22 protein-coding genes are annotated in these 19,997 nt (G+C 64.7%); 16 read left to right on the top strand and 6 right to left on the bottom strand.

The window, feature by feature from the left end; all coding sequences use genetic code 11:
* Positions 1–11: 11 nt before the first annotated feature.
* Complete coding sequence (locus B2W55_RS04435) at positions 12–422, bottom strand: DUF4260 domain-containing protein (protein ID WP_024578613.1); 411 nt, start codon at positions 420–422, stop codon at positions 12–14.
* 158 nt (positions 423–580) lie between these two features.
* On the opposite strand from B2W55_RS04435, the gene B2W55_RS04430 reads away from it, so the two are divergent.
* The 3 genes from B2W55_RS04430 (at position 581) to B2W55_RS04420 (ending at position 3,103) form a co-directional block, all read left to right on the top strand.
* Complete coding sequence (locus B2W55_RS04430; protein WP_024578614.1) at positions 581–2,113, top strand: acyl-CoA carboxylase subunit beta; 1,533 nt, start codon at positions 581–583, stop codon at positions 2,111–2,113.
* Positions 2,114–2,219: 106 nt separating this feature from the next.
* Positions 2,220–2,567 (top strand): hypothetical protein, encoded by a 348-nt coding sequence (locus tag B2W55_RS04425; RefSeq protein WP_024578615.1) that lies wholly within the window; start codon positions 2,220–2,222, stop codon positions 2,565–2,567.
* Positions 2,568–2,833: 266 nt separating this feature from the next.
* On the top strand, positions 2,834–3,103 hold the full coding sequence (locus B2W55_RS04420; protein ID WP_024578616.1) for a BA14K family protein: 270 nt from the start codon (positions 2,834–2,836) through the stop codon (positions 3,101–3,103).
* Between the two features lie 357 nt (positions 3,104–3,460).
* Here the strand turns inward: B2W55_RS04420 and B2W55_RS04415 are convergent, their stop codons facing one another.
* Positions 3,461–3,811, bottom strand: a complete 351-nt coding sequence (locus B2W55_RS04415; protein WP_024578617.1) for a cupin domain-containing protein — start codon at positions 3,809–3,811, stop codon at positions 3,461–3,463.
* Positions 3,812–4,086: 275 nt separating this feature from the next.
* On the opposite strand from B2W55_RS04415, the gene B2W55_RS04410 reads away from it, so the two are divergent.
* Complete coding sequence (locus tag B2W55_RS04410) at positions 4,087–4,380, top strand: twin-arginine translocation signal domain-containing protein (protein ID WP_024578618.1); 294 nt, start codon at positions 4,087–4,089, stop codon at positions 4,378–4,380.
* Between the two features lie 67 nt (positions 4,381–4,447).
* Positions 4,448–4,693: a GCG_CRPN prefix-to-repeats domain-containing protein gene (locus B2W55_RS04405; RefSeq protein ID WP_024578619.1), complete on the top strand. Its 246-nt coding sequence runs from the start codon at positions 4,448–4,450 to the stop codon at positions 4,691–4,693.
* Between the two features lie 100 nt (positions 4,694–4,793).
* Here B2W55_RS04405 and B2W55_RS04400 read toward each other — a convergent pair whose 3' ends face one another.
* Together B2W55_RS04400 and B2W55_RS04395 are read right to left on the bottom strand one after the other, a co-directional pair.
* Positions 4,794–5,042, bottom strand: coding sequence for a GCG_CRPN prefix-to-repeats domain-containing protein (locus B2W55_RS04400; RefSeq protein WP_080890895.1), 249 nt, complete (start codon positions 5,040–5,042; stop codon positions 4,794–4,796).
* 304 nt (positions 5,043–5,346) lie between these two features.
* On the bottom strand, positions 5,347–6,042 hold the full coding sequence (locus tag B2W55_RS04395) for an ArsR/SmtB family transcription factor (protein ID WP_024578621.1): 696 nt from the start codon (positions 6,040–6,042) through the stop codon (positions 5,347–5,349).
* Between the two features lie 198 nt (positions 6,043–6,240).
* On the opposite strand from B2W55_RS04395, the gene B2W55_RS04390 reads away from it, so the two are divergent.
* Genes B2W55_RS04390 through B2W55_RS04380 form a run of 3 tightly spaced genes read left to right on the top strand, consistent with a single transcriptional unit; the run spans position 6,241 to position 7,803 of the window.
* Positions 6,241–6,549, top strand: coding sequence for an NIPSNAP family protein (locus B2W55_RS04390; protein WP_024578622.1), 309 nt, complete (start codon positions 6,241–6,243; stop codon positions 6,547–6,549).
* Between the two features lie 31 nt (positions 6,550–6,580).
* On the top strand, positions 6,581–6,928 hold the full coding sequence (locus tag B2W55_RS04385; RefSeq protein ID WP_024578623.1) for an antibiotic biosynthesis monooxygenase family protein: 348 nt from the start codon (positions 6,581–6,583) through the stop codon (positions 6,926–6,928).
* Positions 6,929–6,984: 56 nt separating this feature from the next.
* Entirely contained in the window at positions 6,985–7,803 is an 819-nt protein-coding gene (locus B2W55_RS04380; protein ID WP_024578624.1) for an isocitrate lyase/PEP mutase family protein, read from the top strand.
* Between the two features lie 69 nt (positions 7,804–7,872).
* On the opposite strand, the gene B2W55_RS04375 is transcribed toward B2W55_RS04380, so the two are convergent.
* A complete protein-coding gene (locus B2W55_RS04375) occupies positions 7,873–8,301 on the bottom strand; it encodes a hypothetical protein (RefSeq protein ID WP_024578625.1) in 429 nt (142 codons plus the stop codon).
* 142 nt (positions 8,302–8,443) lie between these two features.
* On the opposite strand from B2W55_RS04375, the gene B2W55_RS04370 reads away from it, so the two are divergent.
* Complete coding sequence (locus B2W55_RS04370; protein ID WP_024578626.1) at positions 8,444–9,085, top strand: trimeric intracellular cation channel family protein; 642 nt, start codon at positions 8,444–8,446, stop codon at positions 9,083–9,085.
* Positions 9,086–9,130: 45 nt separating this feature from the next.
* Here the strand turns inward: B2W55_RS04370 and B2W55_RS04365 are convergent, their stop codons facing one another.
* Positions 9,131–10,357 (bottom strand): c-type cytochrome, encoded by a 1,227-nt coding sequence (locus B2W55_RS04365; RefSeq protein WP_024578627.1) that lies wholly within the window; start codon positions 10,355–10,357, stop codon positions 9,131–9,133.
* A gap of 234 nt (positions 10,358–10,591) precedes the next feature.
* Here B2W55_RS04365 and B2W55_RS04360 point away from each other — a divergent pair, with 234 nt between their 5' ends.
* The 7 genes from B2W55_RS04360 (at position 10,592) to B2W55_RS04330 (ending at position 19,933) form a co-directional block, all read left to right on the top strand.
* On the top strand, positions 10,592–14,086 hold the full coding sequence (locus B2W55_RS04360; protein WP_024578628.1) for an indolepyruvate ferredoxin oxidoreductase family protein: 3,495 nt from the start codon (positions 10,592–10,594) through the stop codon (positions 14,084–14,086).
* 344 nt (positions 14,087–14,430) lie between these two features.
* Positions 14,431–15,588 carry a thiolase domain-containing protein gene (locus B2W55_RS04355; RefSeq protein WP_024578629.1) on the top strand — a complete coding sequence of 386 codons (1,158 nt, stop codon included), beginning with the start codon at positions 14,431–14,433 and terminating at the stop codon, positions 15,586–15,588.
* The gene (locus B2W55_RS04350; RefSeq protein WP_021080623.1) at positions 15,588–15,977 is read left to right on the top strand and encodes a Zn-ribbon domain-containing OB-fold protein; all 390 of its coding nucleotides are present in this window, start codon (positions 15,588–15,590) and stop codon (positions 15,975–15,977) included. The genes B2W55_RS04355 and B2W55_RS04350 overlap by 1 nt, the downstream gene beginning before the upstream one ends.
* A 211-nt stretch (positions 15,978–16,188) precedes the next feature.
* Positions 16,189–17,049, top strand: coding sequence for a MaoC family dehydratase (locus B2W55_RS04345; protein WP_024578630.1), 861 nt, complete (start codon positions 16,189–16,191; stop codon positions 17,047–17,049).
* Positions 17,050–17,231: 182 nt separating this feature from the next.
* Positions 17,232–18,110, top strand: a complete 879-nt coding sequence (locus tag B2W55_RS04340; RefSeq protein ID WP_024578631.1) for an SDR family oxidoreductase — start codon at positions 17,232–17,234, stop codon at positions 18,108–18,110.
* 66 nt (positions 18,111–18,176) lie between these two features.
* Positions 18,177–19,130, top strand: coding sequence for a dihydrodipicolinate synthase family protein (locus tag B2W55_RS04335; protein ID WP_024578632.1), 954 nt, complete (start codon positions 18,177–18,179; stop codon positions 19,128–19,130).
* A 2-nt stretch (positions 19,131–19,132) separates the two neighbouring features.
* Positions 19,133–19,933 (top strand): NUDIX hydrolase, encoded by an 801-nt coding sequence (locus tag B2W55_RS04330; protein WP_024578633.1) that lies wholly within the window; start codon positions 19,133–19,135, stop codon positions 19,931–19,933.
* The last annotated feature ends 64 nt before the right edge of the window (positions 19,934–19,997 follow it).

Here is a 19,997-nt window from a genome sequence, read left to right as displayed (position 1 = left end):
ATGCCGTGTCGCTACGCCGGCTCGTTCGCTTTCCCGATCCGCCCGAGATGGGTGTAGCCGAAGCCTCTGGAATATTTCAGTCCGTAGCCGAGCGCACGGTCGATCCCGATATGGGCAAGCCAGATCATCGCAATCGAGAGCACCAGCGGCCCTTCGCCGGCAAAACCGAGCGTCATCAACGCGACCGGCGCCAGGTAGGTGTGGGCGGCGTTGTAGGCGATGGCGCCGGCCCGCGGGCTGATCAGATAAGCGGCAAAGCTCAAGTCCGGCACCAGGAACAGCAGGACATAGATCAGCCAGGAGCCCTCCCATTTGTAATAGAGCACGGTCATCCCGACGAACAGCACCAGCCCCTCCAGCCGGAGCAGGGTGCGGACCCCGCCGGTCGCCGCGCCGGTCTCGGTGGTGGTCGTGTCAGTCATCGCCGTCTCCCCAGATGTCGGAAAATCCTACCGTTTTTGCGCCGGGTACCGTTCACAAGCGCCTTTCCGGTTCCGAAATGGCCGTGCTAAAGCCATTCCGAACGAAGCATCCCGGCCTCGGCCGGGGCGCGGACTGTAGCTAACACGGGCGGAAACAAATGAAAGACATCCTCGACACCCTCGAAGAGCGGCGCGCCGGCGCGAAATTGGGCGGCGGCGAAAAGCGCATCGAGGCGCAGCACGCCCGCGGCAAGCTGACCGCCCGCGAGCGCATCGAGCTTTTGCTGGACAAGGGCTCGTTCGAGGAATTCGACATGTTCGTCGAGCACCGCTCGACCGAGTTCGGCATGGAGAAGAACAAGGTTCCCGGTGACGGCGTCGTCACCGGCTGGGGCACCGTCAATGGCCGCAAGACCTTCGTCTTCGCCAAGGATTTCACCGTGTTTGGTGGCTCGCTGTCCGAGACCCACGCGCTGAAAATTACAAAACTTCAGGACATGGCGATGAAGGCGAGGGCGCCCATCATCGGCCTCTATGACGCCGGCGGCGCGCGCATCCAGGAGGGTGTCGCGGCACTCGCGGGCTATTCCTATGTGTTCCGCCGCAACGTCATCGCGTCAGGCGTGATCCCGCAGATCTCCGTCATCATGGGCCCCTGCGCCGGCGGCGACGTCTATTCGCCTGCGATGACCGATTTCATCTTCATGGTGAAGAACACCAGCTATATGTTCGTCACCGGCCCGGACGTGGTGAAGACCGTGACCAACGAGGTGGTGACGGCGGAGGAACTCGGCGGCGCATCGGTGCATGCGACGCGCTCCTCGATCGCCGACGGCGCGTTCGAGAACGACGTCGATGCGCTGTTGCAGATGCGCCGGCTGATCGACTTCCTGCCGTCGAACAACACCGACGGCGTGCCGGAATGGCCGAGCTTCGACGACATCGGCCGGGTCGACATGTCCTTGGACACGCTGATCCCCGACAATCCCAACAAGCCCTACGACATGAAGGAGCTGATCCTCAAGGTTGTCGACGAGGGTGACTTCTTCGAGATTTCGGAGACCTTCGCCAAGAACATCGTCACCGGCTTCGGACGCATTGCCGGCCGCACCGTCGGCTTCGTCGCCAACCAGCCGATGGTGCTGGCGGGCGTGCTCGACTCCGACGCCTCGCGCAAGGCTGCGCGCTTCGTGCGGTTCTGTGATGCCTTCAACATCCCGATCGTGACCTTCGTCGACGTGCCGGGCTTCCTGCCGGGCACCGCGCAGGAATATGGCGGCCTGATCAAGCACGGCGCCAAGCTGTTGTTCGCCTATTCGCAGTGCACGGTGCCGCTCGTCACCATCATCACTCGCAAGGCCTATGGCGGCGCGTTCGACGTCATGGCGTCGAAGGAGATCGGCGCCGACATGAACTATGCCTGGCCGACCGCGCAGATCGCTGTCATGGGCGCCAAGGGCGCGGTGGAGATCATCTTCCGCAGTGATATCGGCGACCCCGACAAGATCGCGGCGCGAACCAAGGAATACGAAGACCGCTTCCTGTCGCCCTTCATCGCCGCCGAGCGCGGCTACATCGACGACGTCATCATGCCGCATTCGACGCGCAAGCGCATCGCCCGCGCGCTGGCGATGTTGAAGGACAAGAAGGTCGAGATCCCGGCGAAGAAGCACGACAATCTGCCGTTGTAACGGCAGCGTAGGGTGGGTGAGCGCAAGCGTGACCCACCCACTTCGCCCGGCATGATCGGCGGCGGGTTATGGCTTCCGCGTAAGCCGCCCTACAGGTTTCAGTCTGATGACCGATGACGATCCGATCGACGAGATCTCCGAGATCGAGACGCAGATCGAGGAACTCGCCGAGAGCGCCGAACGATCGCGCAGGATCATCCTCGGTTCGAAGGTGGCGATCGCGGGCGGGTTCGTGCTGCTGCTCGTCACGCTGCTCGGCCTATTGGGCTCCGGAGAGACCGCGGCACTCGGATCGATCGCGCTGGTGCTCGGCGGTATCGTGTCGCTCGGATCGAATGTCAGCACGCTGCGGCAGACCGAGGCCGCCATCAGCGCCGCCGAAGCGCGCCGTGCGCGCTTGATCGGTAACATCGATCTTCGTTTGGTTCACGACGCGCCGCTGAAGCTGATGTGATCGGGGTCACGTAACTCGTCGCTCGGAGCCGTGCATTTGCGGCCGCGTGCTTGCGAGCAAACATCGCGCCACGATGCAATCGGAAGTTCGTCCCCATGGAACCAAACTTCCGGGGTTGATTATCCGTACGAGTACGGTAATCGGGATGTTCTGCTTTTTGGAAATGGAGTTGTCTCGTGCCCTCTCGTTTATCTGTTGTTGTGATGTCAGTCACAGTGCTCGCGTCGTCTCTCCCAGCGTATGCCGCACCATTGCTGCCGAGCGAAATGCAGGCACAGGTTCCGTCGGCCACGCACAAGGTCTGGTGCCATCATGGCTATTGCGACGGTGGTGGAGGCGGCGGTGCGGTTGGTGGATTGATCGGCGGCCTGATCGGCGGCGCCATCGTTGCCGGCGCTGCCAACGCGGCTGCTCAGCAGGAGGCGGCCGCAGCCGCGCAGCAGCACAACGCATATTGCGCCCAGCGTTACCGGTCCTACGATCCCGGCACTGGCACGTTCCAGGGCAAGGACGGCCGGCGCTATCCCTGCCAGTAGGCTGACGATCGTTCGCTGACAGGCGACGCAATGAGATGTGACGCGGAGCGCGTCGTGCATGCGCGCTCCGTTTCGTCCAGCCGCCGAGCGATTGATGCAGACTCGTTCGGATTGAGGCACCGCTTCACGCGGACGGCTCGCATATTGCCCGGTGATGCAGCTTGCTCGATGTCATCACCCGTGCATGCGCGTGCAGGTGATCCGGTATTCCACAGACGCCAGTGCGTGAGCGGAGAAGCCGCGGCGTACTGGATCGCCCGGTCGAAGCCGGTCGATGACGGCAGAGGGGGAATACAGCTTCGCCTTCTCGCAACCGGGTTCCGCTTTTTCGCCGGGACGACAGACGAAGGGGCAGCGCTACTTCGACGCCAGCGGCACGTAGTCGTATTCGCCGACGCCTTGCAGGATCAGGAAGGTCAGCGAGGATGTGCCGGCATTGGTGACGAGGTGAGGGCGCGTTGGCCTCACGGCATAGACCTCGCCCACCTTCAAATTCACCTCCTCCTTCGGCTCCTGCAGGAACAGCCGCATCTGGCCTTCCAGCACATAGAAGGTGTCGGAGATGTTGTTGTGGGTGTGCCACGGCACCTTCTGGGTCGGCGAGAGTTGCAATTCCATGATGCGGAAGCCTGGGCGGGCGGCGTGCATGGCGCGACGTTCGACTTCGTAGAGGTGACTGGCATCCTTGACCGGTTGTCCTGGCTTCATGGTGGCCTCCCTGCGATGCGGTGTTCGATCGGTTCGCGACGCGACCATGCTAGCCCCGTTCCGTCATGGGACACATCAGCGGAATCGGCATGACGGCCACGATGCGGCGGCGTGATCGTTGTGCGACGCCACCACCGCGAATGTGAGCAACGATCCATCGGGTTCCATGAAACGTGATCGCGCGGTTCAGCAAGCGTTCAGGTCGCCGCGCAAAAGCTTGCGATGCAGTTGGTCCAACCCAGCAACGTCCAACTCAGCAACAAAGGGAAACTCTCATGGAACGCAGGGACTTTCTGAAGATGGCATTCGGTGTCGCCGCCGGTGTCGCGACGCTCGCTGTGACTGCACAGGCGGCGCCGCTCGCGCCGCTTCCGCTGAGCCAGGATACGCCGGCGTCAGCGAACAGCGATGCACATCCGGCCGTCACCACGAGGGACGAGGTCGATCACCTGAAGCCCGAGCAGGTGCACTGGCATCATGGCCATCGGCGCTGGCATCATCATCGGCACTGGCACCGCAGGCATTGGCACCGCCGTCACTGGCGCCATCATCACCGTCGCCGCTGGTGATTGAACCGCTGGATGTTTGAGCGAGACTTATTTGAAGGGGCGATGGTTTCAACGGCGAGGACTGCTCATGAAGATCATTGCTGCTTCCGTGCTGGCGCTCGGTCTCGGCCTAGTGGCGATATCCGCCTCCCAGGCCATGCCGGTGGCGTCGCTCGACCAGGCCCAGGCCGCCTCCGACAACACCATTCGCGTTGCCGGCGGCTGCGGTCCGGGTTGGCACCGCGGTCCCTATGGCGGTTGCCGTCCGATGTATAATTGTCCGCTCGGCTGGCATTCGGGTCCGTTCGGTCGCCACTGCTTCCGCAACTGGTAGGATCATGATCGCGGTCCGGCACGCACGCTGCCGCGATCATCGCGTCACAAAAGAAAAACCCCGCGCGAGGCGGGGTTTTGTTTGATCGTCTCTGCCGCGATCAGATCGGGCGGCAACGGCCGTAGCGCCAGGCAAAGCCGTAAGGGCAGGCGCGGCCACGCGGCACCACCACGACCGGCGGGCGCACAACGACGGGACCCGGAGCGACGACGACGGGGCCGCGGTTCCTGACGCAGCCGCCATAGGGGCCGCGATGCCAGCCGGGGCCACAGCCACCAGCCGCGTCAGCGGCGCTGATTCCGGCGAATGCGGTCGTCACCAAAACTGCTGCTGCAAAAAGATACTTCATAGTCTCTCCTCTTTTTTGGGCCGCGCTGCGGCACCGCAACAAACATTTACTTACCGATTCGCCCGGGCAGATCATTGCAGAAGCCGCGCCCGCTGTCGCCGAACTTAGTGTTGCCCGCTGAATGCGACATGAACGCCGCGTGCTCTGCCTGCGTCAGTGCGCCGCAAGCAAAGCGCAGCATCAATTCGAAACATTTCTGAAACGCAACGGCGCGGAGCGATGAGGGCACCGAATGTATCGGAGAGCGAGACAAGCGAAATCGCGTACTCGCGAATGATCTCGCCGACCGTTTGAATACGCGACCTTACTCGGCAGCGCCAAACAGTGCTGCGAACCGCTTCTCGCCGTTGCGGGAGAAATTGACCACGCGGCTGCCCGGCGCCGCGTCGCGCGCGGCCCATTTCAATTCGGTGAAGCGGTCCATCATCGCGGCGCCGAGCGTGCCGGCGAGATGGTGCCGCCGCTCGCTCCAGTCGAGGCAGGCCTTGCATACCGGACGACGCGGATGGGTCAGCGCGTCGGCGTCGATCTGCAATTGCTCGGCCATGAAACGCTTGCCTTCGCCGGTGAGCTCGATCGCCTGCTTGCTCTGTCGCACCAGCTTCTGCCGCTTCATGCTGTCGAGCATCTGCACGCCGAGATCGCCGGCGAGATGGTCGTAGCAGATCCGGGCGCGGCGCAGCGCCGGATCCTTCGGCCCGGTGCGCACGCGCATATGGCCGGCGCGGGCGGCGATACCCTGCAGGCCTTCCAGCACGTCGGCGACGTCGGGATCGCTGAGGCGATAATAGCGGTGGCGGCCCTGCTTCTCGGGTTCGATCAGCCCGCCGGCCTCGAGCTTGGCGAGATGCGAGCTCGCCGTCTGCGGCGTGATGCCGGCCTCCTGTGCCAGCTCGCTCGCCGTCAGCGCGCGGCCGGTCATCAGCGCGGTCAGCATGTTGCAGCGGGCGGGATCGCCGACCAGGGCGGCGATCCGGGAGATGTCGGGTCCTGCTTTCATAGTTCGATGATAGCCGAAGCATTGTGGTCGGACAAGCGGGTAGTGTGCTTCCACCTCGTCATTGCGAGGAGCCAACGGGTCGCGCGAACGCGCGCCCGATGACAGGCTCCGCGACGAAGCAATCCACCCCTCCGCATGCGCGGTGCGATGGATTGCTTCGCTGTCGCTCGCAATGACGGAACCAGCAGGAGTTCGTCAATGACCATCACCGTCTTCATCCGCTACCAGCTCGATCCGTTCAAGCGCGCGCTGTTCGAGGAGTATGCGCGGAACTGGCTCTCGATCATCCCGCGCTGCGGCGGCAATCTGCTCGGCTACTGGATGCCGCATGAAGGCACCAACAACATCGCGTCGGCGCTGATCTCGTTCGAGAGCCTCGCCGCCTACGAGGCCTATCGCGCGCGGTTGCGCCAGGACAGTGAGGGCATGGCGAACTTCAACTTCGCGGAGCAAAACCGCTTCATCCTCGCCGAGGAGCGGACATTTCTGCGCAAGGTCGAGCTATAGTGGCGCACCACATCAGCACGCGGAGGCGCCCATGATCGCCGTGATCTTCGAAGTCTGGCCGAAGCCGGAACACCGCCAGCAATATTTCGACCTCGCCGCCGAGCTGAAGCCGATCCTCCAGGAGATCGATGGCTTCATCTCGGTCGAGCGGTTCGAGAGCATCACCGAAAAAGGCAAGTTCGTGTCGCTGTCGTTCTTCCGCGACGAGGCTGCGGTCGAAGCCTGGCGCAACACGATCGAACATCGCCGCACCCAGGCCAAGGGCCGCGCGCGGATTTTTGACGACTACCGCCTGCGCGTTGCCAGCGTGATGCGCGACTACGGTTTGAACGAACGTGAGCAGGCGCCAAAAGACAGTCGCGCGGTGCACGAGCACTAGCAGCACGAATGGTGCGTGCCTATCTCTGCGCGGCCAACGATCACAGGGAGCGACCAATGCCACTGCCAACTGCTGACAAACGCACAGCCTTCAAGAAGCTGCACGAGAGCGGATGCTTCATCATTCCGAACCCGTTCGATGTCGGCAGCGCCCGCGCATTGCAACATCTCGGCTTCAAGGCGCTGGCCTCGACCAGCGCGGGTTTTGCCTGGACCATCGGCAAGGCCGACAACCGCGTCACCGTCGATGACGTCTGCGATCACCTGACCGCGCTGTGCGCGGCGGTCGATATTCCCGTCAACGCGGACTTCGAGGGCGGCTTCGCGGTTGAGCCGGAGAAGGTTGCGGCCAATGTCGCGCGTGGCGTCAAGACCGGCGTCGCCGGGCTCTCGATCGAGGACTCCACCGGTGATGCGGCCAATGTGCTGTTCGAGCACAAGCTCGCGGTCGAGCGCATCAAGGCGGCGCGCAAGGCGATCGACGCGGACAACAGCGGCGTGCTGCTGACCGGCCGCTGCGAGGCGTTCCTGTGGGGCAAGAAGGACCTCAACCTGGTGATCGAGCGGCTGCAAGCCTATTCGGAAGCCGGAGCAGACGTCCTGTACGCGCCGGGCATCGCGACCAAGGAGGAGATTTCGGCGGTCGTGAAGGCAGTGGCGCCGAAGCCGGTCAATCTCCTGATCGGCGGCGCCTCCGAACTAACGCTGCAAGCGGTCGGCGACCTCGGCGTGCGCCGGATCAGCGTCGGCGGAGCGCTGGCGCGGATGGCGTGGAGCGGCGTCATGAAGGCGGCCAAGGAGATGGCGGAGAAGGGCACCTTCGGCGAATTCGCCAACGGCTATCCCGGCGGCGAGCTCAACAAGATGTTCAAATAGACTTCACACCAAAAAGAAGCGGCGAGCCATTTGGGCTCGCCGCTTGCGCCTGGTCAGTGTCGTTGCGTCTTACTTCGCGTTGTCGGCCGGCGGGGCCGCCGGCTTGTTCATGTCCGACTTGTTGATATCAGACGGAGGGCTGGCCGGTTGCGCCGGCGCCGCGCCCGTGGTCATGCCGGGCTGGCTGTTCGGCTTCGGCGTCACGTCGCGCATGCCCGGAGGCGGCGCGGCCGGATTGGCCGATGTCTGCTGCGCGGTCTGGGTCGGCGGTGTGGTGCCAGCCTGATTGACCGACGTGTTGTTCAACCCATAGAACAGCGCGCCCAGCACCACGGCCACCGCAACCGCGAACATCGCGACCTTGGTACCGCTGGCCGGTCCCTCCTGGAGTTCCGGATCCGGCTGCAACTCGTTGTCCAGGCTGTTGAAGCGCGCCTGACGGCGGATTTCGTCATCGGTCGGGTTGGCGCGATACGGATCGTCAGGGTTGTAAGCCATTGCAAGGTTCCTCCGTTAGCACCCCAAAGCTAAACGCGGGGGACAATGGCTGGCGCGTGAGGATGTTCCGCGCCAATGTTGCAACCTGTTCATGCAGGAACCGCGATTCCCGGCGGTTCCGAACCTCCATGAGGCCCTTTCAATGTGGACCATGCCGCCCACCGATTCGGTGCTGCACGTGCTCTCGTTCATCGCGGTTGCGGCGCAGTCGATGACGGCGGCGCTGGCGGCCGGCCGGCGCAGCATGGATTGGGCGGGCGTCTGCATGCTGGGCGCAATCACCGCGCTCGGCGGCGGCACCATCCGCGACGTGCTGCTCGGGCATTATCCGCTGCTCTGGGTCGCGCAGCCGATCTACCTCGCGGTCGCTGCCGCCGGCGCCTTCGCCACCATCCTGCTGGCGCGGCTGGTTCACCGGCTCAATCTCGCCTTCCTGGTGCTCGATGCGATCGGGCTCGTGGTGTTCACCATGGCCGGTTGCGACGTGGCCTGGCAGGTCGACGCCTCGCTGCCGATCGTGATCGTCTCCGGCATGATCACCGGCTGCGCCGGCGGCGTGCTGCGCGACATCCTCTGCAACGAGGTGCCGCTGTTATTCCGTAGCGAGCTCTACGCCAGCGTCTCCGTGGTGACGGGACTGTTCTATGCCACCGCCTTCGGGTTGAACCTCAACCCGCCGATCTGGACCCTGCTGACCTTCGCGCTCGGCCTCAGCTTCCGGATGCTGGCGATCCGCTACAAATGGGAGATGCCGAAATTCGTGTTCAGCGGCGAGGAGCGCTGAACCGTCATTTTGCCGTCCGCACCTTCACTTCGCTGCGCGGGGCCCTCACTTCGCTGCGCGCGCTTTGGCGACCTCGTCGGCCGTCACGGCCGGCGCGGCGTTGCCCCAGGAATTGCGGATATAGGTCGCGACATCGGCGACCTCCTGATCGCTGAGCTTGGGATAGGCCGGCATCGAGCCTGAGTTGGGCGCGCGCAGCGTGGTCACGGTCTGCGCCCCGTCGAGGATGATGCGCAGCGTGCTCGCGGGATTGGCCGATTGCAGATTGGCGTTGCCGGGCAGCGGCGGATAGATCCGTGGTGCGCCCGAGCCGTCGAGCTCATGGCAGGCGACACAGGCGCCGCGATAGATCCGCTCGCCGTCGCCCATCTGCGCGGGCGAGGGCGGCGTGACCTCGGGCTCCGGTGCGCCGGCGGGCAGGCTCTTCAGATAGACCGCGATCGCGCGCACGTCGGCGTCGCTCATCTGCGAGGTCGAGTTGACCACCACCTCCGACATCAGCGGGCCGGCGTGGCTATGGCCGTTGCGGCCGCTCTGGAGGTATTCGGCGATATCGTCAGCGCTCCAGGACTTGAGCCCGCTGCGCGCCGCGCCGTCGAGCCTGGGCGCGAACATGCCCTGGATCATGCTGCCTGCGAACGGCTGGTCGTGCCTGTCGGCGCCGAACGCGTTCTTCGGCGTGTGGCAGGCGCCGCAATGGGCGAGGGCCTCGACGAGGTAGCGACCGCGATTCCAGTCCGCACCCTTGCTCTGGTCCGGCTGGATGATCCCCGGTGTGAAGAACAGCGCATTCCAGGCCCGCATCAGCCCGCGATAGTCGAGTGGCCAACGCAGCTCCGGCGGTGGCGTCTTGTTGCTGACCGGCGCCAGCGTCGCGAGATAGGCACGGATCGCAAGGATGTCGTCGCGGATCAGCTTCGTGAAATAAGGGTAGGGGAACGCCGGATAGTAATGCGTCCCATCAGGCGAGACGCCGCTGCGCAGCGCACGGACGAAATCGTCATCGCTCCAGCCGCCGATGCCGGTATCGCGGTCGGGGGTCAGGTTCGGCGAGAACACCGCGCCGAACGGGGTGTCGATCCGCTTGCCCCCGGCGAACGGTTTTGCCGGGTCGGCCGTGTGGCAGCTCGCGCAGTCGCCGGCGATGGTGAGCGCCTTGCCGCGGGTGACGATGTCGTCGGTCGTCGCGGCGGCGCATTCGCCGGCCGTGAACGCACTGCACAACAGCGCGACAGCCAGAATCGCACGCGTCGTCCGATGTCGTCGCCGCATCCAATCACCTTCCGGTCCACAAGACGCGTTACGCCATTTCGCCGCGGGCCTGTCCTGCGACAGAAACCGAAACGGGCCTGCAATATTCCCGGCACGAAATTGCGATTTTTGAGCGGCCGGCCTTGCCGCCCAGAATTGTGTCGCGCGGGCCGGAAAATCCGACATAGACTGGTTCTAACAAGCGCGGATGACTAGCTAAAATGCAGTCGTCGCGACCAGCGAAAAGAGGGCTAAATGGGAATCAACCAAGGGCCTATCAGCCTCGACCAGAAATACACCCAGGGCACCGGCCATGTCTTCATGACCGGCATCCAGGCGCTGGTCCGCCTGCCGATGGCGCAGATCAGGCGTGACCGCGCCGCAGGCCTCAACACGGCAGGCTTCATCTCCGGCTATCGCGGTTCCCCCCTCGGCGGCTACGACCAGCAGCTGTTCGCCGCCCGCAAGCACCTCGAACAATACAACATCAAATTCCAGCCCGGCGTGAACGAGGATCTCGCGGCCACCGCGATCTGGGGCTCGCAGCAGCTCGCGCTGTCGCCCGGCGCCAAATATGATGGCGCGGTCGGCATCTGGTACGGCAAGGGCCCCGGCGTCGATCGCTGCGGCGACGTGTTCCGCCATGGCAATGCCGCGGGCTCCGCCAAGAACGGCGGCGTGCTCTGCCTCGCGGGCGACGACCATGGCGCGAAGTCCTCCACCGTCCCGCATCAGTCCGACCACGCCTTCATTTCTGCGCTGATGCCCTACCTCTACCCCTCCAGCATCCATGAAATGATCGAGATGGGCCTCTTGGGGATCGCGATGTCGCGCTACTCGGGTTGCTGGGTCGGCATGAAGGTGATCACCGAGACGGTCGAGACCACGGCCGAGATCGATCTCACCGACGAGATGACACCCTTCATCATCCCGACCGATTTCGAATTGCCGCCGGGCGGCCTCAACATCCGCTGGCCCGACGACCGCTTCGAGCAGGACCGGCGGTTGCAGGACTACAAGGGCTTCGCCGCGATCGCGTTTGCCCGCGCCAACAAGGTCAACCGCATCACCATGGATTCGCCGAACGCGCGCTACGGCATCATGGCGTCCGGTAAGAGTTATGAGGACATCCGCCAGGCGCTGCGTGAGCTCGGCATCACGCCCGAGATCGCAGCCAAGATCGGCATCCGGCTCTACAAGATCGGCATGCCCTGGCCACTGGAGCCGGAAGGCGTACGCAATTTCGCCGTCGGCCTCGAGGAGATCTTCATCGTCGAGGAGCGCCGCGAGATCGTCGAGAACCAGGTCAAGCAGGAGCTGTTCAATTGGCGCGACGACGTGCGCCCGCGCATCGTCGGCAAGATGGACGATCACGACAAGCGCTTCCTGACCTTCGCCGCCGAGCTCAGCGTCGCCTCGCTGGCGAGCTCGCTCACCGAACGGCTGCTTCGACTTAATCTCAATCCCGAAATCGCCGAGATGCTGCGCGCCAAGGCAGACTGGTTCAACGGCCGCCAGTCGACCCAGATGCAGGCGACCGCACCGGTCAGCCGCACGCCGTACTTCTGCTCGGGCTGCCCGCACAACACCTCGACCAAGGTGCCGGAAGGCAGCCGCGCGCTGGCCGGCATCGGCTGCCACTTCATGGCGCTGTGGATGAACCGCTCGACCGAGACCTTCACCCATATGGGCGGCGAGGGCGTGCCGTGGGTCGGCGTCGCGCCGTTCACCAATGAGAACCACATCTTCGCCAATCTCGGCGACGGCACCTATTTCCATTCCGGCATTCTCGCGATCCGCCAGGCGATCGCCTCCAAGGCCAACATCACCTACAAGATCCTCTACAACGACGCGGTCGCGATGACCGGTGGCCAGCGTCACGACGGCGACCTGTCGCCGCAGCAGATCACCTTCCAGCTTCATGCCGAGGGCATTCGCGAGATCTATCTGGTCTCGGAAAATCCCGACGCCTATCCGGCCGATACCATCGCGCCCGGCGTCAAGCTGTTCCACCGCGACGAGCTCGAGAACGTCCAGAAGATGTGCCGCGACACCAAGGGCACCTCGGCGATCGTGTTCGTGCAGACCTGCGCGGCCGAGAAGCGCCGCCGCCGCAAGCGCGGCCTGATGGAGGATCCGGCGCGTCGCGTGCTGATCAACCCGGCGGTCTGCGAAGGCTGCGGCGACTGTTCGGTGCAGTCGAACTGTATCTCGGTCGAGCCGCTGGAGACGGAGCTGGGGCGCAAGCGCGCCATCAACCAGTCGACCTGCAACAAGGACTATTCCTGCGTGAAGGGTTTCTGCCCGTCCTTCGTCACGGTCGACGGCGGCGCCCTCAAGCGCCGCGCACGCACCGAACTCGGCGATATCGGCGCTCTGCCGGAGCCGGCAGCGAAGCCGGTGCTGGATCGGCCCTACAACATCGCGGTCGGCGGCGTCGGCGGCACCGGCGTGCTGACGATCGGCGCGCTGCTCGGGATGGCCGCGCATATCGAGGGCAAGGCCTCGATGATCCTCGACATGTCCGGCCTTGCGCAGAAGGGCGGTGCGGTGCTCAGCCACGTGCGGCTCTCCGAGCATACGGCAGACGTGACCTGCTCGCGTATCGTGACCGGCACCGCCGATCTGGTGCTCGCGGCCGACGAGGTCGTGGCGGTCTCGAAGGACACCATCACGCTCTGCGATGCCAGCCGCACCGTCGGCATCATCAACAGCCACATCATCCCGACCGCGGATTTCATCCTCAATCGCGACTTCAACTTCCAGACCCGCAAGGTCAACAGCGTGCTGGAGACGGAGCTGCGCAAGGACTCCGCGTTCTTCGACTTCACCAAGCCGGCTGAAGCGCTGCTCGGTGACTCCATCGCCACCAACATCATGATGCTGGGCTTTGCCTATCAGCGCGGGCTGCTGCCGCTGTCGGCGGAATCGATCCAGCAGGCGATCGAGGTCAACGGCGTCTCGATCAAGATGAACACGCAGGCGTTCCAGCTCGGACGTCTGGCCGCGGCAGATCCGGCGCGGCTCGCTGCGATGATGAAGGGGCAGGACGACGACGCAGCCCCGGTCAAGTCGCTGGACGCGATGTCGCTCGACGAGATCATCACCCATCGCATGGGTCTGCTGACCGACTATCAGAACGGCCGGTTGGCCAGGCGTTACCGCAAGCTGGTCGATCAGGTGCGCGACGCCGCCATCAAGGGCGGCTATGGCGAGGCGCTGCCGCGCGCGGTCGCGATCAACCACGCCAGGCTGCTCGCCTACAAGGACGAGTATGAGGTGGCGCGGCTGTTCACCGACGGCCGCTTCGAGAAGCAGCTGCGCGACCAGTTCGAGGGCGACTTCAAGTTCAATTTCAATCTGGCGCCGCCGATCCTGGGCGGAGGGCTCGACGCCCAGGGCCGTCCGAAGAAGCGCGCCTTCGGTTCGTGGATGATGTCCGCCTTCAAGGTGATGGCGCGATTCCGCTTCCTGCGCGGCACGCCGCTCGACATCTTCGGCTACAACGCCGACCGCAAGCTCGAGCGCGACCTGATCGCGGGCTACGAGAAGGATGTGGCAACCGTGTTGAGCCTGCTGTCGCCGCTCAATCACGACATCGCGGTCGAACTGCTGTCGCTGCCCGAGCGCATCCGCGGCTACGGCCCGGTGAAGGAGAAGGCGGTCAACGAGGCAAAGGTTCGCTATACGCAACTCGCCGCCGACCTCGCCAACCCGCCGCCGGCGCCGCGGCAGATGGCGGCGGAGTAGAGCGCCACATAGTAGATGTCGTCCCGGGCAAGCGAAGCGCGACCCGGGACCCATAACCACAGGGGTGTCCTGTTGCATTAAGCTGTGGCCCCAGCGTCGCGCAGCAGCAAACAGCGGTGGTTATGGGTCCCGGCCTTCGCCGGGACGACACTTGTCTTATGGCAAATGCTGTGCGCTCCACGCGCTACGATTCAGTGACACCGACCCGATACGATTGCGGTCTATAATCGTATCGGGTCGCGTCCTTCACCACGGTCTCGCCTGACGGAATATTTCCGCGCTTGCCAAGGTCGCGTCGCCGGTTCAGAAAAACGCTGGAGCGAAAAACGCCAGCGGAGAGCGATTTGACCATCAAGGGCAAGGCCTACATTGCCGGGATCTACGAGCATCCCACCCGGCATGCACCCGATAAATCAACAGCACAGCTTCACGCCGAGGTCGCCAAGGGCGCGATCGAGGATGCCGGGCTCACCAAGGACGATATCGACGGCTATTTCTGCGCCGGCGATGCGCCGGGCGGGCTGTGGCCGATGGTCGACTATCTCGGTTTCAACACCAAGAAGCTGCGTCACGTCGACTCCACCGAGACCGGTGGCTGTTCCTATCTGATCCATCTCGGCCACGCCGCCGAGGCGATCGCCGCCGGCAAGTGCTCGGTCGCGCTGGTCACGCTGGCAGGCAAGCCGCGCACCGGCCCGATGGCGCCGCGCGCCTCCGGCGCCGAGGCCGATTTCGAATTGGCTTACGGGGCTACCACGCACAATGCCTATGGCATGTGTGCCATGCGCCATATGCACGACTACGGCACCACCTCCGAGCAGCTCGCCTGGATCAAGGTCGCGGCCTCGCATCACGCGCAATACAATCCGCATGCGATGCTGAAGGAGGTCGTCACCGTCGAGGACGTGCTGAACTCGCCGATGATCTCGGATCCGCTGCGCCGGATGGATTGCTGCGTCGTCACCGACGGCGGCGGCGCGATGATCGTCACGACGCCGGAGATCGCCAAGAGCCTGAAGAAGCCGCTGGTGCGGCTGATCGGCCATGGCGAGGCGGCGAAGGGGCCGCGCGGCGGCAAGGATCTCGACCTGACCTATTCCGCCGGCGTGTGGTCCGGCCCGCGTGCCTTCGAGGAGGCGGGCGTGACGCCGAAGGACATCAAGTACGCCTCGATCTATGACAGCTTCACCATCACGGTGCTGATGCAGCTCGAGGACCTCGGCTTCTGCAAGAAGGGCGAGGGCGGCAAGTTCGTCGCCGACGGCAATCTGATCTCGGGCGTCGGCAAGCTGCCGTTCAACACCGATGGCGGCGGCCTGTGCAGCAACCATCCCGTCAATCGCGGCGGCATGACCAAGATCCTCGAGGCCGTCCGCCAGTTGCGCGGCGAAGCGCATCCAAAGGTGCAGGTGAAGAACTGCGACCTCGCGATCGCCCACGGCACCGGCGGCCTGCTCGGCGTTCGCCACGCCGCCTCAACCTGTATTCTGGAGCGTGCGTGATGTCTGAAGCCAAGAAGTACAATGCCCCTGTAACCAATCCGGAGACCGCGCCGTTCTGGGAAGCGGCGAAGGCAGGCAAGTTCATGATCAAGCGCTGCACCACCTGCGGCGAGGCGCACTACTTCCCGCGCGCGATCTGCCCATTCTGCTTCTCCGACAAGACGGTGTGGGAAGAGTCGAGCGGCGAGGCCACGGTCTATACTTACAGCCTGATGCGGAAGTCGCCGACCGGTCCCTACGCGATCGCCTATGTGACGCTGAAGGAAGGTCCGTCGCTGCAGACCAACATCGTCGATTGCGATCTGGAGACGGTGAAGATCGGCCAGAAGGTCAAGGTGGTGTGGAAGCCGACCGATGGCGCCCCGCTGCCGTTCTTCACGCCGGCCTAGCCTCAAGAGTACCTTCCCCCTTGCGGGGGAAGGTGGCAGCCGAAGGCTGCCGGAAGAGGGGTGTCTCTCCACGGGAGAGCTGCATCTGCGGAGGCAACCCCTCTCCCAAACGAGTTTGCGTTTGAAGCCGGTGTAGCCCTCTCCCGCAGGGGGAGAGGGCGCAGTAACGGGCAGCGGCGAAGAAAGAACAGAGTTCGGGGAGAAAACAACAATGCCAATCGTGTACGAACAGCTGATGGCCCTGAAAAATCTCGGCCAGAAGTACAGCTACGGCGACCGCGACGTGATGCTCTATGCCTATGGCATCGGGCTCGGCGCCGATCCGATGGACGAGAAGGAACTCGCCTTCGTCAACGAGGGCGTGCTGACACCGCGTCCGCTCAAGGTGGTGCCGACGTTCGCGTCGGTCGCAGCCTGGGGCGCCGGTCCCGGCGAGATGAACCTCAACCGCGTGATGGTGGTCGACGGCGAGCGCGACATCACCTTCCACAAGCCGTTCGCGACCGCGGCCCACATCACGGCCGACTCGACCGTGCTCGACGTGTTCGACAAGGGCAAGGACAAGGGCGCGGTGATCCGTCACCAGACCGTGCTGAAGGACGAGAAGGGCGACAAGCTCGCCACCCTCGTCGCCTCGCGCTTCGCCCGCGGCGATGGCGGCTTCGGCGGCCCGTCCGACGGCCAACCCGAGCCGCACAAGGTGCCGGAGCGGGCGCCGGACAAGGTGGTCGACATCACGACGCGGCCCGACCAGGCGCTGATCTACCGGCTGTGCGGCGACCGCAACCCGCTGCATTCTGACCCGGAATTCGCCAAGAAGGCCGGCTTCCCGCGGCCGATCCTGCACGGCATGTGCACCTACGGCATCACTTGCCGCGGCGTGTTGCAGACCTATGCCGACTACGATCCCTCGGCCTTCAAGCAGCATGCGGCACGGTTCTCCTCGCCGGTGTTTCCCGGCGAGACCGTGACGATGGAGCTGTGGAAGGACGGCAACGTGGTGTCGTTCGAGGCCAAGGTGAAATCGCGCGGCGTCACCGTGATCAAGAGCGGCAGGACGGTGCTGGCGTAGCCACATCCGACGGCCGTCGACTCCCTCGCCCCGCTCTTGCGGGGGGAGGGTGGGTGAGGGGCTCTCACCGCCTGTCGTGACAGTGGTGAGACCGGTACCCCCTCACCCGGATCGCAAGGGCGATCCGACCTCTCTCCGCAAGCGAGGAGAGGCGAAGAAGAAACAACAACGGAGAAACGACCATGGGATTACTCGACGGCAAGGTGGCGCTGATCACGGGCGCGGGCGGCGGACTGGGTGAGGCCTACGCAAAGCTGTTCGCGCGCGAGGGCGCGGCCGTGGTGGTCAACGATCTCGGCGGGCCGCGCGACGGCTCGGGCTCCGACAAGTCGATGGCCGACAAGGTGGTCGACGCGATCAAGGCCGAGGGCGGCCGTGCGGTCGCCAACGGTGCCGACATCTCGACCCTGGCCGGCGGTCAGTCGGTGTTCGACGACGCCATCAAGCATTTCGGCCGCGCCGACATCCTGGTCAACAACGCCGGCATCCTGCTCGACGAGACCTTCCACAAGGCCAAGGAAGCCAATTGGGACAGGGTGATGAAGGTGCACCTCAAAGGCACCTTCTGCTGCACCCAGCCGGTGTTCAAATGGATGCGCGACAATGGCGGCGGCGTCATCGTCAACACCTCGTCGACCTCGGGCCTGATCGGCAATTTCGGCCAGACCAATTACGGCGCGGCGAAGGGCGGCATCTGGGGCCTCTCCAACGTGCTGGCGATCGAGGGCCGCAAGTACAACATCCGGATCTGGACGCTGGCGCCGGGCGCCTTGACCCGTATGACCGCGGACCTGCCGCGCTACAAGGAGAACCCGGGTGCGGCGCTCGGGCCGGACGGCATCGCGCCGGCGGTGCTCTACATGGTCAGCGACCTCTCTGGCGACCAGACCGGCAAGGTGCTCGGCGTCTCGGGCCCGCGTGGCGTCCGCGAGATGCGGATGATGGAAATGGAGGGCTGGAAGCCGCCTTTCACCGGCTGGAAGGCCGAGGACATCGCCACCCACGCCAAGGACATCTTCTTCTCCGAGGAGCAGATCAAGATGGGCGCGCGGCGGTTCTGACCCCATGCTATAGGGGCCGGGGTGGTGCCGGATGGCCCGCCCCGGATACCCAATGAGGACCCCATTATGAAACTCACCGCCCAGGCCGCAGGAACCTTCGCGATTGCGCCGACTCCGTTCCACGACGACGGCCGCATCGACGAAGCATCGATCGACCGGCTGACCGATTTCTACACCGAAGTCGGCTGCGACGGCGTCACGGTGCTGGGTATTCTCGGTGAGGCGCCGAAGCTCGATGCGGCCGAGGCGGAGCAGGTCGCGCTGCGCTTCGTCAAGCGGGCGAAGAAGCTGCAGGTGATCGTCGGCGTCTCGGCGCCGGGCTTCGCCACGATGCGCTCGCTGGCCAGGAAGTCGATGGATGCGGGCGCCGCCGGCGTCATGATCGCGCCGCCGCCGCATTTGCGTACCGACGACCAGATCATCGGCTATTTCAAGCAGGCTCAGGAAGCAATCGGCGACGACATTCCTTGGGTGCTGCAGGACTATCCGCTGACCTTGACCGTGGTGTTCACCCCGGCCGTGATCCGCAAGATCGTGATGGATTCGCCGTCCTGCGTGATGCTCAAGCACGAGGACTGGCCGGGCCTCGAGAAGATCTCGACCTTGCGCAACTTCCAGAAGGACGGCTCGCTGCGGCCGCTGTCGATCCTGGTCGGCAATGGCGGCCTGTTCCTCGATTTCGAGATGGAGCGCGGCGCCGACGGCGCGATGACTGGCTATGCCTTCCCTGAGCTCCTGATCGATGTCGTCAATCTGTCGAAGGCGGGAAAACGCGATGCGGCGCACGATCTGTTCGACGCGCATCTGCCGCTGATCCGCTATGAGCAGCAGCCCGGCGTCGGTCTCACGGTGCGCAAATACGTGCTGCAGAAGCGCGGCATCATCTCTTCCAGCGCCCAGCGCAAGCCGGGTGCCGTGATCACGCCGCAGGCGAGGGCCGAGGTCGACTATCTGCTGTCGCGCGTGGCACGCGTCGACCGCCGCGCCCATCTGCAACCGCAATCCAGTGCAGCAGGTTAATGATGACCGAAATCGTTGCTCCACGCCTAGCCTCGACCGTGCTGCTGCTGCGTGATGGAACGCCGTCGCGCGAAATCGAAGTCTTCATGATGGTCCGCCATCACCAGATCGAGTTCAACTCGGGCGCGCTGGTGTTTCCCGGTGGCAGCGTCGACAAGAACGACAAGGAGATCGCCGCCAATCCCGCGCTCTGTTCGGGCGGAGCAGGGCTCGACGGCGACGCGCTGGGTTTCCGGATCGCGGCGATCCGCGAGACGTTCGAGGAGAGCGGCATCCTGCTGGCGCGACCGGCCGGATCGAAGGATCTGGTCGACGCGAAGCATGCGAACGAGATCGCGACCGCGCATCGTGCGGCGCTGAACGAAGGCAAGATCAGCTTCCTCAAGGTGCTGACCGACAACGGCATGGTGCTCGCGCTCGACGAGCTCGTGCCCTACGCGCACTGGATCACCCCCGAAGGCATGCCGAAGCGCTTCGACACCTGGTTCTTCCTGGCCGCCGCGCCGCCCGAACAGCTCGGTGCCCATGACGGCAAGGAATCGACCGACTCGATCTGGGTCTCGACACGCGAGGCGCTCGAGGGCGGCGAGAGCGGCCGCTTCAAGCTGCCGTTCCCGACCACGCGCAATCTGATCCGGCTCGGCAAGCAGCCGAATGTCGGAGCCGCGCTGAGCGATGCCAGGAAGATGTCGATCGTAACCGTGACCCCCGTCATGACCAAGACCGCCACCGGCCGCCAGCTCCGCATCCCCAAGGAGGCCGGCTACGACGGCGAGGTGTTCGACGTCGGCGCGATGGGGTAGAGCCGTCGTTCGTCCCGTCATCCTGAGGTGCGCGCTCTCGCGCGCCTCGAAGGATCGACGGGCA

The sequence above is a fragment of the Bradyrhizobium sp. UBA2491 genome (assembly GCF_002341725.1).
In the GTDB taxonomy this organism is placed as follows: domain Bacteria; phylum Pseudomonadota; class Alphaproteobacteria; order Rhizobiales; family Xanthobacteraceae; genus Bradyrhizobium.
Note: the sequence above shows the minus strand (reverse complement) of the source record. Positions and strands in the feature narration are given on the sequence as shown.